The sequence below is a fragment of the Halorutilus salinus genome (assembly GCF_026242195.1).
Lineage (GTDB): Archaea > Halobacteriota > Halobacteria > Halobacteriales > Halorutilaceae > Halorutilus > Halorutilus salinus.
This window is the reverse complement of record NZ_RKLV01000006.1, coordinates 94,252-108,595: the sequence shown is the minus strand read 5'-3', so window position 1 is coordinate 108,595 and position 14,344 is coordinate 94,252. Positions and strand designations below refer to the sequence as shown.

The 14,344-nt window shown below is 58.2% G+C and carries 11 protein-coding genes and 1 tRNA gene; 10 read left to right on the top strand and 2 right to left on the bottom strand.

Going from position 1 to position 14,344, the window contains the following annotated elements; genetic code table 11:
• The first annotated feature begins 39 nt into the window (after positions 1-39).
• Positions 40-1,650, top strand: coding sequence for a type II/IV secretion system ATPase subunit (locus EGH25_RS07465; RefSeq protein WP_266087251.1), 1,611 nt, complete (start codon positions 40-42; stop codon positions 1,648-1,650).
• Positions 1,651-3,576 carry a type II secretion system F family protein gene (locus EGH25_RS07460; RefSeq protein WP_266087249.1) on the top strand — a complete coding sequence of 642 codons (1,926 nt, stop codon included), beginning with the start codon at positions 1,651-1,653 and terminating at the stop codon, positions 3,574-3,576.
• Here the strand turns inward: EGH25_RS07460 and EGH25_RS07455 are convergent.
• Entirely contained in the window at positions 3,573-4,676 is a 1,104-nt protein-coding gene (locus tag EGH25_RS07455) for an OBG GTPase family GTP-binding protein (RefSeq protein WP_266087246.1), read from the bottom strand. The two genes, EGH25_RS07460 and EGH25_RS07455, sit on opposite strands and share 4 nt — an antisense overlap.
• A 129-nt stretch (positions 4,677-4,805) precedes the next feature.
• On the opposite strand from EGH25_RS07455, the gene EGH25_RS07450 reads away from it, so the two are divergent.
• The 6 genes from EGH25_RS07450 to EGH25_RS07425 all read left to right on the top strand — a co-directional run bounded on the left by EGH25_RS07450 (position 4,806) and on the right by EGH25_RS07425 (position 11,060).
• The gene (locus tag EGH25_RS07450) at positions 4,806-4,931 is read left to right on the top strand and encodes a hypothetical protein (protein WP_266087244.1); all 126 of its coding nucleotides are present in this window, start codon (positions 4,806-4,808) and stop codon (positions 4,929-4,931) included.
• A gap of 3 nt (positions 4,932-4,934) precedes the next feature.
• The gene (locus tag EGH25_RS07445) at positions 4,935-5,870 is read left to right on the top strand and encodes a helix-turn-helix transcriptional regulator (protein WP_266087242.1); all 936 of its coding nucleotides are present in this window, start codon (positions 4,935-4,937) and stop codon (positions 5,868-5,870) included.
• Between the two features lie 1,012 nt (positions 5,871-6,882).
• Positions 6,883-7,611: a PrsW family glutamic-type intramembrane protease gene (locus EGH25_RS07440; RefSeq protein WP_266087240.1), complete on the top strand. Its 729-nt coding sequence runs from the start codon at positions 6,883-6,885 to the stop codon at positions 7,609-7,611.
• An 874-nt stretch (positions 7,612-8,485) separates the two neighbouring features.
• Complete coding sequence (locus EGH25_RS07435) at positions 8,486-10,117, top strand: methyl-accepting chemotaxis protein (RefSeq protein ID WP_266087238.1); 1,632 nt, start codon at positions 8,486-8,488, stop codon at positions 10,115-10,117.
• A gap of 295 nt (positions 10,118-10,412) precedes the next feature.
• A complete protein-coding gene (locus tag EGH25_RS07430) occupies positions 10,413-10,802 on the top strand; it encodes an FUN14 domain-containing protein (protein WP_266087237.1) in 390 nt (129 codons plus the stop codon).
• A 54-nt stretch (positions 10,803-10,856) separates the two neighbouring features.
• A tRNA-Trp gene (locus EGH25_RS07425) sits at positions 10,857-11,060 on the top strand.
• 103 nt (positions 11,061-11,163) lie between these two features.
• On the opposite strand, the gene serA is transcribed toward EGH25_RS07425, so the two are convergent.
• Positions 11,164-12,735, bottom strand: coding sequence for a phosphoglycerate dehydrogenase (serA, locus tag EGH25_RS07420; protein WP_266087235.1), 1,572 nt, complete (start codon positions 12,733-12,735; stop codon positions 11,164-11,166).
• Between the two features lie 107 nt (positions 12,736-12,842).
• On the opposite strand from serA, the gene EGH25_RS07415 reads away from it, so the two are divergent.
• The gene (locus EGH25_RS07415; protein WP_266087233.1) at positions 12,843-13,460 is read left to right on the top strand and encodes an HAD family hydrolase; all 618 of its coding nucleotides are present in this window, start codon (positions 12,843-12,845) and stop codon (positions 13,458-13,460) included.
• On the top strand, positions 13,448-14,296 hold the full coding sequence (locus tag EGH25_RS07410) for a DNA-3-methyladenine glycosylase family protein (protein ID WP_266087231.1): 849 nt from the start codon (positions 13,448-13,450) through the stop codon (positions 14,294-14,296). The genes EGH25_RS07415 and EGH25_RS07410 overlap by 13 nt, the downstream gene beginning before the upstream one ends.
• Positions 14,297-14,344: the final 48 nt, after the last annotated feature.

Genomic DNA, 14,344 nt, shown 5'->3' with positions numbered 1-14,344 from the left:
AAAAAGATAAGTGGGTGGGACGCAGACGTAAAGACAAGAATGCGCGCCCTGTCTTCGGCTAAGAGCCTGTTTCTGTCGGCTTTCGAGGAAGGCGGCGTCGATGTCGAAGGCTACGAACCCCGAACCGAGGAGATACTCGATGTACAGATACCCGACGGCTACGAGCTCGTCGAGAGCTACGGCGTAAACGAGCCGTACGCCACCGTCTCGGTTCTGTACGACGACGAGAAGATGGAGCACGTCTACCACGTCCACGAACCCCGCCTCGGTAGCTTCGAGAAACGTCTTTTGGAACGTCTCTTCGGCGACCTACGTAACGTACTCGTCGAGCGCGAACTCGGAGAGGGCGACACGGACGACGCCGTAGAGCAGGGGGCACTGCGTCTAATCCGCGAGTACGGCGTCGCCCTAACGCCCGCGTCCTTCTACCGTATACTCTACTACCTCCGCCGGTCGTACACGGGCTTCGGAAAGATTGACCCGCTGATGAACGACGAACGTATAGAGGACATATCGTGCGACGGCTACGACGTTCCCGTCTACCTCTACCACCAGAGTTATCAGGATATACGGACGAATATCTCGTTTCAGGAGGAGGAACTCGACTCGTTCGTCACACGTCTCGCACAGCATTCGGGTCAGCATATCAGCGTCGAAAGCCCTATCGTCTCCACGACGCTGTCGGGTGGTTCGCGCGCCGAACTCACTTTGGGACGCGAGGTGACACGCGGAGGCTCGACGTTCACGGTACGTAAGTTCTCCGAGGATCCGTTCACGCCTGTCGATCTGATCCGTAACGGAACCTTCAGCGTCGAGGAGATGGCGTACCTCTGGTTCGCAATACAGCAAGGTAAGTCGCTCATCTTTGCAGGCGGTACTGCGTCGGGAAAGACGACGAGCATGAACGCCGTCTCCATGTTCATACCCCCGCGTTCGAAGGTCGTCTCCATAGAGGACACGCCCGAGATACAGCTTAGCCACGAGAACTGGGTCGGGACGGTGACGCGCGAAGGGATAGACGAGGGGTCGCGTATAGGGATGTACACGCTTCTGCGTTCGGCGCTCCGCCACCGTCCGGAGTACATAATAGTGGGCGAGGTGCGTGGCGAGGAGGCAATGACCCTGTTTCAGGCGATGAACACTGGTCACACGACGTACTCGACGATGCACGCCGACTCCGTCCAGACGGTCATAAACAGGCTCGAAAACCCGCCGATAAACGTGCCGCGGTCGATGATGAAGGCGCTCGACATCGTCTCCGTCCAGCTTCTGACACGTAAGGAGGGCGGCGACGAACGTATACGTCGGACGCGCGAACTCACCGAGATCGCGGGTATAGACTCACGGACGGGCGATATAAACTCAAACCGTCTTTTCGACTGGGACGCCGCGACCGACGAGGCACGGAGAAGAGGCGACAGCGTCGTGGTCGACGAGATAAGCGACACGATGGGCGTGTCACGGAACCAGATACTCGTCGAACTCGACAACCGGCGTAAGTTTCTGCGTAGGATGGTGGACGACGAGGTCGACGACTACAGGGAGTTCACGCGCCGTATCCGTGACTACTACGCAAACCCCCACGACGAGATAGAGGAAGTCGGCGGTGAGAAGGTCGAAGAGCTTCTCGACGAACCGGAGGAAGGCTAAGTGTCCGTACGCGGTTCGCTGTACGTCTTCTTGGGCGACGTCGCCGACCGTCTCGAACCGCGTTACTACGACAGGCTCGACGGCTACCTCAGAAGCGCACGTATAGGTGTCACTTATCGGGGTTACATGGCACATACCTACCTGTACTCCCTCATCGTCGCTCTCACCGTTCTCGCCGTATCGACGGCTTTCGTCGCCGTCTTCTCCGACCGTCTGGTGCGCGAGGCTTGGGTAGCGCCCCCGGTCGCAAGCCTCGGCTTCGGCTACACCGTACACGCTGTCCGTGTCTACTACCCGCGTTACGTCGCCGACGTACGCGCCGAACGTATCGACGCAACGCTTCCGGGCGTTACGAGCTTCAGCTTCGCTCTCGTCCGTGGCGGCGTCCCACTCGACGAGGTGCTCGACACGGTTTCGTCACATCCCGATGTCTTCGGTGAGGCGGCGGAGGAGTTCGGTGTCGCGGCACGCGACGTGGATCGTTTCGGCGGCGATGTCGTAACTGCGTTACGTCGACTCGCCGAGGAGACGCCGAGCGAAGACATGTCGGAGTTCCTCAAAAGCTTCGTCAGCGTCGTTATACGTAAGGAGGACGTTAGCGGCTTTCTGGGCGAGAAGGCGCAGGATTTCCACGACGACGCCGAGGATAGACAGGAGAACGTCCTCGAACGTCTTGAGGTTCTCGCCGAGTTCTACGTCGTCGTCTTCGTCGCCGCCCCCCTCTTCGTTATCACCATACTCGTCGTCGTCGGCTTCGTAGGCGCGGCGACGCTCGTAACCCTCCGTGTCTTCATATACGTCGTTATGCCGGTGTCAGGCTTCGGGTTCGTCATACTCCTCGACGTTCTTTTCGAACCACCTTCGAAGCCCGACGAGAGCGAGAAGGAAGAGGAGGCTCCGTCTATAGTCGACGTTCCCGGAACCGACGTCCCCGTAGAAGGGGCGGAAGAAGGAAACAAGGCTCTCGACAGGTATGAGAGACGCGAAAGGCTCGTCGAGTACCTGTCGCGCCCGATGAGGACGCTTAGAAAGAACCCGGCTGTCTCGCTCCGTCTCGCCGTCGGTCTTGGTATCACCTACCTCGTCGCCAAGGTAGCAGTCTTCTTCTACCTCGGAGGAACGGTTCCGGCTTTCGAACAGGAGCCGGCGTTCGGCTTCGCCTTCACGGAGACGACGGAAGCCGTCCTGACGGCGGTCGACGACACGTTGGTGGAGGCGTCTATGGTGTCGCTGTTCGTCTACGCCGTCCTGTACCAGACGCGAGCCGAGTACCTGCGTAACGTCGAGGCACGTCTCCCCGAACTCCTCGGTCGTCTTTCGAGCATAAACCAAGCCGGGGTTCCGTTTCTGCAGTCGCTCGTCTCACTGCGCGAGGTCGATGTCGGGGTTCTCAACCAACACGTCGACAGGATGGCGCGCGACATAAAGCTGAACTCGACCGCATCGGAGGCGCTCAGACGTTTCGAGAGACGCGCGGGTTCGCCCGCGGTTACACGTACGACGGTTCTACTCGACAACACGTCGGAGGCGAGCGGACGCCTCGGTAAGGTTCTCCGTATAGCGGAACGCGATGCCAAGCTACGTGACCGTCTCACGAGGCACAGACGCGAACAGATGTCGCTGTACACCGTCGTTATCTACATCTCTTTCTTCGTCTTCATCGTCATAATCGCCGTCCTGAGCACCGTCTTCATACCCGCCGTGCCGACGGGCGAGGAAGCATCAGGCATACCACAGCTACAGGGAGGTTTCGACCCTGAGGCTTACCGGACGCTGTTCTACCACGCCACCGTTGTTCAGGCGGTTCTCGGCGGTCTGATCGCAGGGAAGATGACGAGCGGACGCGTCTCGACGGGTGCCAAACACGCGTTCATAATGGTCGCCGTCGCGTACCTGACTTTCAACTACTTCCTTCTCCTCGTCTAGGTCGTTAGGACGGTCACGACATCCTCGTCGGCGAACTCGTGATCCTCGCCAACCTGCTGTCCGTCGTGCTTGGCGCTGTCGCCCCAGAGCTTTGCGTAACGGAAGCTACCCCCGATATCGCGGTGTATCTTCTCCGTCACGTCGCCGACCGTAGCCCCCTCACGTAGGACAACCGGCTCCTCGTAGTCGGGTTCGCCGCCCTGTGGACGCAGGTAGACGCGTACGAGGTCGAGTTCGTCGAAGATACGGTTCTTTAGCGTCGAAAGACCGAGTTCCTCCTCTGCGCTCACGCCGACGGCGGAGTCGACACCTTCCTCGGCGAGCGTCTCGCGCGTTCTTTCGAGTACCGACCCGTCGGCGAGGTCGACCTTGTTAACCGCCACCATGGAGTCGATGTAGACACGGTTGTCGAGTATCGCGTCGCTGAGCTGTTCGACCGTCACGTCCTCGCGCACGACGGCGACGGCGTTTACGATACCGTGTTCGCGTAACGTGTTCTCCACCATACCGTCGCTAAGCGAGACATCGTCGGTGGTACGTACGTCGATGCCGCCGCGGTCGCGTTTCCGTATACGCACGTCGGGCGGTGAACTGTCCATACGTATACCGTTGCTGTGGAGTTCACCCCGTAGCTTCGCGTATCCTTCGGGCTCGAAGACATCGACGAGGAAAAGAAGAAGGTCGGCGGAACGTAGGACGCTCATCACCTCCCGACCGCGTCCGCGTCCGCCGCTCGCACCCTCGATAAGACCCGGAACGTCGAGAAGCTGTATGTCGACCTTCCGGTGCTTCAGCATGCCGGGGACGACCTCAAGCGTGGTGAACTCGTACGACGCTACCTCGCTTTCGGCGTTGGTGAGCGCGTTTAACAGCGTCGACTTGCCGACGCTCGGAAAGCCGACGAGCGCCACCGTCGCGTCGCCGTGTTTGGGCACGTCGTACCCGCCGCCCCCGCCGCCCCCCGACTCCTTCTCGGCGAGTTCGTCCTTCATCTTCGAGAGCTTAGCCTTGAGGCGTCCGATATGCTCCTCCGTCGCCTTGTTGTACGGAGTCTCGGCTATCTCCTCCTCTATCTCCCGTATCTCGTCTTCGAGACCCATTCCGTGACTCAAGCTTACGCCGTCGCAGTAATAAGGTTAGGGAATATCGCCGACCGACTTCACCGTCACCTTTCCGAATCCTCCGATCAAGAGCATGTCGGTGGTTATATAGCCGGCTCCGCCGGTTATGTGACACGTAGGAATGATGAAACGGTGACGAACAACACAGCGACAACGACCATCTACACCACGTACGACGCACCGGAAGCCGCGGTCGCACGGTGCGACTTCCTGAGGGAGGGGGGTGAAGAGTAAAGAATGTCCGAGGAGTCCGCGCCCCACCTCGGTGTACACGAGGTCTTAGAGGAGGGGTACGACGCCCTCTCACATCTCGGTGGCCCACAGACACCGATACGTCTCGCGGTTCTCGCGGAGCTTCAAGCCAACGGCTCGTTGAGCAAGAGGGAGCTACGCGATATCTTCGTGGACGGCAACGGCGAATGGGACTTGGAGGTTTCGAAGCCGACGCTCTACCGTCAGTTCGACGAGAGCGGAGGAGCCGAAGAAACGGTCGTGGGAAGAGGCTGGGTAAGCGATATCTCCGAAACCGAAGCCGCGGAGTCGAGGTACGCGTTAACGCCCAAAGGCAGACTCGTCTACGACGAGGTTTCGTCGCTGTTCGGCACCTTCGCGCTCGTCGACGGCGTGTCGTCGGAGATCGACCCGTTCTTGGAGGTCGTAACCAAGTCCGATGTCGAGATGAGCAGGGAGGTTCTGCGCGGACTCACCGACGCCGAGGTCTACGGCGCTACACCCACCAACCTGTACGGCGTTTTCTCCGAGTTCGATAGCTTCGTTGGCGAGGGCGACTTCGTACGCGGCGTCTCCTGGGTATCGAGCGAACTCTTCGTCGACCAGTACCACAGGTACGTCGTTGAGCAGGACAAGGATTCGGAGCTTGTCCTCACCGAAGATGTTCTGGACAGCCTCGTCGAGAACCACACCGAGGGCTGGAGGGAGATACTCGAAACGGACAGCATGGAGGTCTTCGAGTGCGACGTCTACCCGTTCGGCTTCACCGTGGTCGAACACGGCGTCGCTTGGGGCTACTTCGAACCCGACAAGGGCGCGCACGAGTACGAACTCATATCCGAGTCGGACGCCGTACAGGAATGGGCGGAGGAGGTCTTCGAGGGGTTCAAACGGAGCGGTCGACGTGTCACCGACGAGCAGTTGGAAAGGATGAGAGACTGAGATCTCCGTATCATACCTCGGCGTTTCACCGAGCTTACCGAAAACAACGAATTTTGTTTAAATCTCTTTGGGTTAGATTTACACCGGGGGAGAAAGGGAAAGCCGTTCAGTTAATCTAAGCGGTCACCTCTGTGGAACGGAACCCGAACCGGACACCGGGGGATATAACAGCGTACCCCGATCGGGCAGACTACACGCGCTCAGTGAATATTTCACTGAGCCGTACTCTTCTTATGCCGTAGCCTGCGCTCCCGCCTACGGTGTCGAACGGGAACCTGTGGCTGTACCACGGTCGTCGGTGTACTCACCGGCTACGAGTCCCAGCACCAGACCTGCCTACAGACCGAGCGCAACCGCCATGATGACCGCAAAGACGGGGTTCGCCTCAAATCCACGGAGCAAGACGGTTACCGCGAGAGTAAAGATGAGGGCGTTTACGCCGCGTCGTCTACCCGTTCGGTTTCGCGGTTGTCGAATAGGATATATATTAGATCCATCAAAAAGGCAGATAATTACGAACCCGTAACCAAGCCAGACGTCGTTCAGTACCGGACGGTGGACATCTTTGAGGGGGGTTCAAACAGAAGAGGAGGTGGGTCTGCGATGGGCAGTTGAAGAGTGCGAACCGATAGCCCGCCGAAGGATCACCCGTACAAGCGCTTGGTTTTTACGAAGTCACGGGAATTAGAGAATCTTCCTTACACCGTCTTGTTCCTATCCTTTTCCACCTACGCCTATACGTCTAAGATGGAGTGGTCTTTCTTCCGAGCTACAGACCTTCTCCGGAATGGGGCTAGTGACAGTTGGGCGTAGATATGGTCGAGAAGACAAGAGATCGTATGATAGTAGTATCATCTATGATAACTACGGGGCTGGACTAATGTGTTCTAGCTACGTAGAAAGAATTGGTAATGAAGTCGGTTATACACCCTATACTGTGGCACTCTTTCGCCACATACTCAGCAGTCAAATATGATATTAAGGCGATTCGAGCTACGATGGGGTGGGGTAAATGAGCATAGTTACCGTGGGTGCCTTAGCCGTAGGTATCGTTAGTGTTCTCTCAATGGTCTCTGTATCGCCTGCGGTGTTCACGATAGAGTACCTACGAACGACAGCCAAAAGGGAGACAGGAAAGAACCTACCCGGTGGTGCTGTTGTACTCGCCAGCATAGCCGGGTTTGGTGCGGTAGTGCCGACCTTTTATTTAACATCAGATATAGGAGGAGCCGGTTTGGCGGGCATGACACTCACCTCCGCTGTGTACATACACATCCTTGCGGTTCCGGTGGAGGAGATTGTAAAATCCTCCGTGGCTTACTTCATAGGCTCCGGTTACCGTCTGTCACCGATAGGGTATGCCGTCGCAGGTGCCTTTGTAGGGCTTGGTTTCTCCTTTGGCGAAAACGCCATGTACATACTGTCGGACGGAATCCTTGGTGGAGGTTTAGTCCAGACGGTACTGGAAAGATCCGTGGTGGCTTCTTTCCATGTGCTTCTTTCTACGGTCGCAGGGTACCACATCGGTATGGCTAAACGCCGCCTAAGAGCCATTGACGCCGTAAAGGGGATTTCGGTCGCAGTATCTGTTCATATGGCATACAACCTGACAGCGTCCGTCTCCGGGGTAGCGTCGGTGGCTCAAAAAGGCACTGTTCTTGTCATGTTCATCGGTCTCCTGTGGATGAGTGTACAGAGGGTTGGAGAGTACAGCCTCAAGGGGTTTGTCGGTTCGGGATGACTACAGCTCCTCAGGTGTCGGCTAGTTCCGTTTCGTATCTCTTACCCCGGTTCGACAGGTCTCAGGCGCACCGGGTTTTGATGTCGTACGCTATTCAGTCTGAGACCAGCCGTTGAGACACAAGCCGGGAGTTCCGACGACCTACATCAGCGGGTAAGGATCTTCACGTCGGTCACCGCGTAACCGACAGCTATCCTTACACCATACCTTCTTCTTATATTACTCCATGTACCATGGTTCGCATAGTTATCAGTATCGGACTGTATCTATATGTATCAGTTCAGATAACACCATCGCATCTTACCGTACCGTCTGTTGTGGTAGGCGCGACCGAAGGCTTCTCAGTCGTTTTACTCGTGGAGAACCCCTGAATAGAGCGAATCCAACGTGTTACCGCCCTCCGCGTACTCTTCGAACAGTACCCCTAAGATGAAACGTGCGTACAAGCCAATGGCTACTGCCATCACGGCGGCGAACGTGGGATCCGCATCGAAACCTCTGAGTAGTACGGTAACGGAGAATGAAAACACAACAGCGTTGACCCCACGCCGGCTATCTTTGTCATCTATATCCCATGCGCGTCGCACCCGGTACAACATCCTATCCATCATCGTTAATTTGTTGTCAGCGGAACGACTTAACCCCTGTCTCGCCATTTTCAGATATGATAGGACAGGGTGCAGTGTACAGGGATACTCGGCTAACCCGAGTCCAGTTGTACCTATCCGACCGGCTTACTACCCCACCAGCTATGGTATAACACGAGATGTTACTCGGCGTTACTGCGCCGTATCCGTCTACGGTTTGACTGCTATGGATTCAGATCTGATAATATCGGCAGAAGGTGTATATTACAACAGGTGTATCAAAATATATGAGGAACAAAAACAGAGGTATATTTGAGAGGTTTCTGTTAGCCGTCGGTGTGATCCCTATGAGTATCGAGAGATACCTTCCGGATGTAATAAGGAAGAACTTCGCCGCGAGGATATTCCTGCTCGCCTTCGTTGGTATGGTGGCAGGACCGGTGGTTGCTGTGATCCTGTTCAATGACATAGTTGTGGCGGCTGTTTTCATCGCATCCGTGGTCGGTCTGACAGGATTCCTCGGATACTGTGAAATGTACCGTGCTCTACGGAGCATAAACGACCGTGTGACCTCTGTACAGGACGGTGAGTTCAGTATATCGTTCGAGTCCGACAGGGTGGACGAGATAGGCGAGACGTACTCCGCACTTGAGGACACAGCAGAGTCACTAGGTACGTCCATACAGGAGGCTGAGGCGGCGAAAAAAGAAGCTGAAAAGGCTCGCGAGCAGGCAGAAGAAAGACGAGAGGAGGCGGAAAAGGTGAAGCGGAGGGTGGAGGAGAAGGCGGACGAGTTCGGTTCGGTAATAGAGAGTGCGGCGGAGGGCGACTTCACAGTCCGTATGGATCCGGACACGGAGAGCGACGGGATGAGGACGGTAGCCGAGAGCTTCAACAAGATGGTAGAGGAGGTCTCCTCGACCGTACGTAGGATACAGGGGTTTTCCAAGGAGGTAGCCGGTGCCATACAGGAGGTGAAAGAGAAGTCAGGGTCGGTCAGCCGTTCCACACAGGAGACCCTCGCGTCGACGAAGGAGATACAGGAGGGTTCGGCAGAACAGAAGGAGAAGCTCGGTGTAGTCTCGGACGAGATGGGTGACCTCTCTGCCACAATAGAGGAGGCGGCGGCGACCGCGGAGGACGTGGCAAAGAGATCGAACGAGACCTCGGAGGTTGCCAGAGAAGGCGAGCAGAAGGCGGAAGACACCGTAGAGAGGATAGAGTCGATCGGTGAGACCATGTCCTCAACCGTCGAGAAGGTGGATGACTTGGAAAGGCTCGTCGGTGAGATAGACGAGGTGGTTGAGCTGATAGCAGAGATAGCTGAACAGACGAACGTGCTCGCTTTGAACGCGAACATAGAGGCGGCTCGTGCAGATAGCGGCGAAGGCGCAGGGGATGGATTCGCCGTCGTCGCGGAGGAGGTAAAGGATCTAGCGGAGGAAACGCGTGACTCCGCCGATGAGGTCGCTGAGCTCGTGGCGGATGTCCAACAGCAGACAGGAACGACGGTGGAAGAAATAAAGGAGGCGGAGGATGAGATGCGGAACACGGCTGACTCTGTACGGGAGGCGAAAAGGGCGTTCGGTCGGGTCGTAGAGAGCGTAGAGGACACCGACAGCGGTGTACAGGAGATATCACAGGCGATGTCGGAGCAGGCGGCTAGCTCCGAGGAGGTCGTCTCTATGGTGGAGGAGGTGACGGATATAAGCGAAGCGACCGCCGACGCTTCCCGTTCGGTTTCTGACTCCATGGAAGAACAGACCACTTCCATCTCCGAGGTTGCCTCAAGTGCCGACGAGCTGAAACGGAAGGCGGATCAGCTAACCGAGGAGTTACAGAGGTTCGAGACGGAACAAGGAGCTACCCATACTAAGGGATCCGCCGTAGCCACGAACGGATCCGGTAATATAAGCTGAATTATCCTCGGCAGAGGTATAGGCTTTTGATTGCTCGGTTCGTTCTTATGTAACGCATACCACTTTCATATACGAAATAGTCTAACCCTCCGGACTAACCCCCTTCGTCATCCCTTGCTGGTGCGCGGTCGGAGGGCTGACCCTGTCCGGAGGTACACCGCGCCGGGGTTCTCCCCGTCTCATCGTACGCTCGCGCTCCCTCAACGGAGGGATTACGGCGCGCGTCGGACGTACGGCGGACGGGTTGATAGGCTTTAGGGAAAAGTAATATACACCGTCCGGTAGTACGACGGGCATGGTAGAGTTAGATCCGCTCAGTCTCGGTCTGGAGGTCGGGGGCGGCGGTATACTCGGCTTCCTGACCGGGTACGCCGCAAAGAAGGTTGTCAAGATAGTCGCTATACTCATCGGTGCTCAGTTGGCGCTGTTCAAGTTCCTCGAAACCCGCGGCGTCCTCGAAGTTAACTGGGACGCGCTGTACACGGGAGCGGCGAACACGACACGCGCCGCGGCGAACGCGACGATGGGTGGCGGAAACGCAAGCGGAAATGGGACGAACGCGACGGGCAACGCGACGGCGGAGACGGCGGGAGCGGGCGGCGGTCTGTTTGAGAGCCTTCTGAGCGTCCTCCCCGTCGGCGGAGGCTTCACCGCGGGCGCACTCATCGGCTTCAAGAAAGGATGAGCGCAGGAGCAGGAACCGAAATTACTTTAGACGCCTTCCCCGTATACGAACCGAGGGGTCGTGGCCTAGCCCGGGAAGGCGACTGGCTCCAGAGGAACACCGTCTCGGCGGACGGAGCCTGTCTCCGCGTCGTTGATGAAACTCCAGACTGGTCTACCGAGTCCGTGTCTGATCAACGCGGACGTTGACGACCCTCTGGAGCGCTGAGGCGTTACCGGGGAGACCAGTCGATCGGGGGTTCAAATCCCTCCGACCCCATTCTTACTTAGACGTTCAGACCTCTTCGGTATAGACGACGGTTGAGTAGAAAGCGGAGAACGTACCTACAACGGATTCTACGGGATAGATGTAAAGAGGCTTCTCAGAGCGAAACGTACTTCGCCGAGACGATGCCTTCCACGTCGGTCAGTTCGTTACGTACGTCGCGCGGAACCTCGTCGTCGACGTTGAGTACCATTATAGCCTCGCCGCCTATCTTCTCGCGTCCGTTGTGCATCCCCGCGATATTGATACCGTGGTCTCCGAGGAGAGAACCCACGCGTCCTATCATACCGGGCTTGTCCTCGTTGTGTACGATGAGCGCGTGTCCGTACGGCGGTGCGTCGACGCGGTAACCGTCGACGAGGACGATGGTGGGGTCGGTGCGTCCGAACAGCGTACCCGCAACCTCGTGCTCCTCTCCATCCTGGGTACGTACAGTGATGAGCGACACGAAGTCCTCCGTATGCCCCGTCTTGCTCTCCGTTACACGTACGCCGCGATCCTCGGTCATCGTAGGCGCGTTTACGTAGTTGACGGGGTCGTCGAGTATAGGTTCGAGGAAGCCTTTCTGTACGGCGACCGTGAGAGGTTCGACGCCTTTGTCTGCTATCTCACCCGCGTACTCGACCTCTATCTCGTTGACGTTCGACTCGCCTATCTGTACGACGAGTCTACCGAGCGTCTCCGCGAGTTCGAGGTAGGGCTGTAGCTCCTCGTCGGCGACGTTCGGTGCGTTCAACGCCGTCTCCGCCACACCGCCTTCGAGTACCGCAATAACCTGCTCGGCGATCGTCTCGGCGACGTTCAGCTGTGCCGACTCGGTCGAAGCGCCGAGATGGGGCGTGACGATAACGTCGTCCTCGTGAAGCAGAGGGTTGTCCTCGGCGGGGGGTTCCTGACCGAAGACGTCGAAAGCCGCGCCCGCGATCTCGTCCTCGCGTACGGCGCGCGCCGTCGCCGACTCATCGACAACACCGCCGCGCGAGGCGTGTACGAGGCGCACATCGTCGTCCATCGCGGCGAACTCGTCGTCGGAGATCATATGCTCGGTGTCGTCCGTGAGGGGTGTGTGGACGCTCACGAACTCGGCACGCTCCACAACGTCGTCGAACTCGGCTAGCTCTGCACCCAGTTCGTCCGCACGGTTCTGGCTAACGAACGGGTCGTACGCGACAACGTCCATACCGAGTGCGTCGGCGCGTTTAGCGACCTCGCCGCCTATACGTCCTAAGCCGAAGACGCCGAGCGTCTTACCCTTCGCCTCGACTCCCACGAAGTCGCTCTTCCGCCACTCTCCGCGTTTGAGCGACGCGTTCGCCTGCGGTATGTTACGCGACATGGAGAGAAGGAGAGCGATAGCGTGCTCCGCCGCCGCGACGGTGTTCCCCTGAGGCGCGTTTGCGACGATGATACCTTTACGCGTCGCCGCCTCTATGTCGATGTTGTCGACGCCCACGCCCGCGCGTCCTATGATTTCGAGGTCTTCCGCGGCGTCGATGACGCGGTCGTTCATCTCAGTACCGCTACGGACGACGATAGCCTCATATCCGCCGATAACCTCGACGAGTTCGTCCTCCGAGAGTTCGGTCTTTACCTCGACGACGTAACCCGCGTCCCGAAGCCTTTCGAGACCCTCGTCGTCGATTGGATCGCTAACGAGTACCTTTGGCATGGATGTCCTATCCGAGAACCGGTATTCAGGCTTTTGGTGTCGGCGCGGACGCCCACTGTACAGACACGCAAAGCATTATACGCTCCGTCGCATACCGACAGTAAGGAATGTTCGACTCCTACGTCTTCGACCTCGACGGCGTCCTCGTCGACGTACGTGACTCGTACAGACGCGAGGTCTTCGAGGAGGTCGGCGACGAACTCGGACGTGGGTTCACCGACGACGAGGTAGACCGTCTCTGGTACGGATTCGGCGACGACCGCGCGGATATACTCGCTGACTGGGGCTTCGACCCGCGCGAGTTCTGGGACGTTTTCGACGGTATCGACACGCCGGAGCGCCGCGTCGAGCACACGTACGCTTATGATGATATCGACGTACTCGACGATATAGAAGGACCCAAGGGCGTCGTAACCCATTCGCCGCCCGCGCTCGCAGACCGTGCGCTCGAAAAGACGGGTCTCGCAGGTAGTTTCGACGCCGTCGTCTGCTGTTCGTACGACCTCGGCTACAAGCCCGAACCCGCACCTATACGCGCGTGCATAGAACGTATGGACGCGTCCGACGACGCCGTTATGATAGGCGACTCCGTGACCGACGTACGCGGCGCGTGGAACGCGGGACTCGCCGCGGCGCACGTCAACCGCGTCGGTTACAGTGTCGACGCCGATATGAACATAGAGAGCCTGCACGAGGTACGCGACTTCGCCCGATGCCGCGCGTAGACGAACGCATCGACGTGACGAACACGCTCGAAAGCGGGCAGTCGTTCCTCTGGACGCGCGAGAACGACGAGTGCGGCGATGAAAAGCCGTGGTACACCGCGGTCGTAGACGGTGATGGTGTACGCGTACGCGATCCGCCCGACGGACGAGGCATCGAGTACGAGACGACGGGTTTAGACGAGTCGCGTATCCGCGAACTCCTCGGACTGGACGACGACCTCGGTGAGATACACGACTCTATCACCGACGACGAACACGTCGCGCGCGCCGTCGACGAGTACGGCGGTATGCGCGTCGTCTCCGACCCGTTCTTTCCGTGCACGGTCTCGTTTATCGTGAGCGCGCAGAACCGTATACCGCGTATACGTAGCCTCGTTAACGCGATGGCGCACGACTGGGGCGAGACCGTCGACGGCTACGGAGACGGATTTCCCGACGCCCAAACGCTCGCGGAGGTCGGCGAGGAACCGTTACGCGAACTCGGACTCGGATACCGCGCGCCGTACGTCGCCGAGTCGGCGCGTCTAATCGCCGACGGAGCGGTGGACGCGGACGAGATACGCTCCCTACCGTACGACGAGGCACACGACGCCGTACAGGAACTCGTCGGCGTCGGCGACAAGGTCGGTGACTGCATACTCCTGTTCTCGCTCGGTTTCGGCGAGGCGGTACCTCTCGACACGTGGATGTTACAGGTTGTCGAGGAACACTACCCTGAGATCGAAGGCGACGGCTACACACAAACCGCCGACGGCTTCCGCGAACGTTTCGGCGGGTACGCGGGGTACGCGCAGAACTACCTTTTTCATTACGCACGACAGACAGAGTTCATGTAACCGGGAGCCATCCGTTCAGTATGGATGATATATACGGATAGATCACCG

What these genes read in the sequence shown, in the direction of transcription:
- EGH25_RS07465 (WP_266087251.1), top strand. Translation starts at nt 40, where the DNA reads ATGCGCGCCCTGTCTTCGGCTAAGAGCCTGTTTCTGTCGGCTTTCGAG.
- EGH25_RS07455 (WP_266087246.1), bottom strand. Translation starts at nt 4,676, where the DNA reads ATGGGTCTCGAAGACGAGATACGGGAGATAGAGGAGGAGATAGCCGAG.
- EGH25_RS07445 (WP_266087242.1), top strand. Translation starts at nt 4,935, where the DNA reads ATGTCCGAGGAGTCCGCGCCCCACCTCGGTGTACACGAGGTCTTAGAG.
- EGH25_RS07440 (WP_266087240.1), top strand. Translation starts at nt 6,883, where the DNA reads ATGAGCATAGTTACCGTGGGTGCCTTAGCCGTAGGTATCGTTAGTGTT.
- EGH25_RS07435 (WP_266087238.1), top strand. Translation starts at nt 8,486, where the DNA reads ATGAGGAACAAAAACAGAGGTATATTTGAGAGGTTTCTGTTAGCCGTC.
- EGH25_RS07430 (WP_266087237.1), top strand. Translation starts at nt 10,413, where the DNA reads ATGGTAGAGTTAGATCCGCTCAGTCTCGGTCTGGAGGTCGGGGGCGGC.
- serA (WP_266087235.1), bottom strand. Translation starts at nt 12,735, where the DNA reads ATGCCAAAGGTACTCGTTAGCGATCCAATCGACGACGAGGGTCTCGAA.
- EGH25_RS07415 (WP_266087233.1), top strand. Translation starts at nt 12,843, where the DNA reads ATGTTCGACTCCTACGTCTTCGACCTCGACGGCGTCCTCGTCGACGTA.
- EGH25_RS07410 (WP_266087231.1), top strand. Translation starts at nt 13,448, where the DNA reads ATGCCGCGCGTAGACGAACGCATCGACGTGACGAACACGCTCGAAAGC.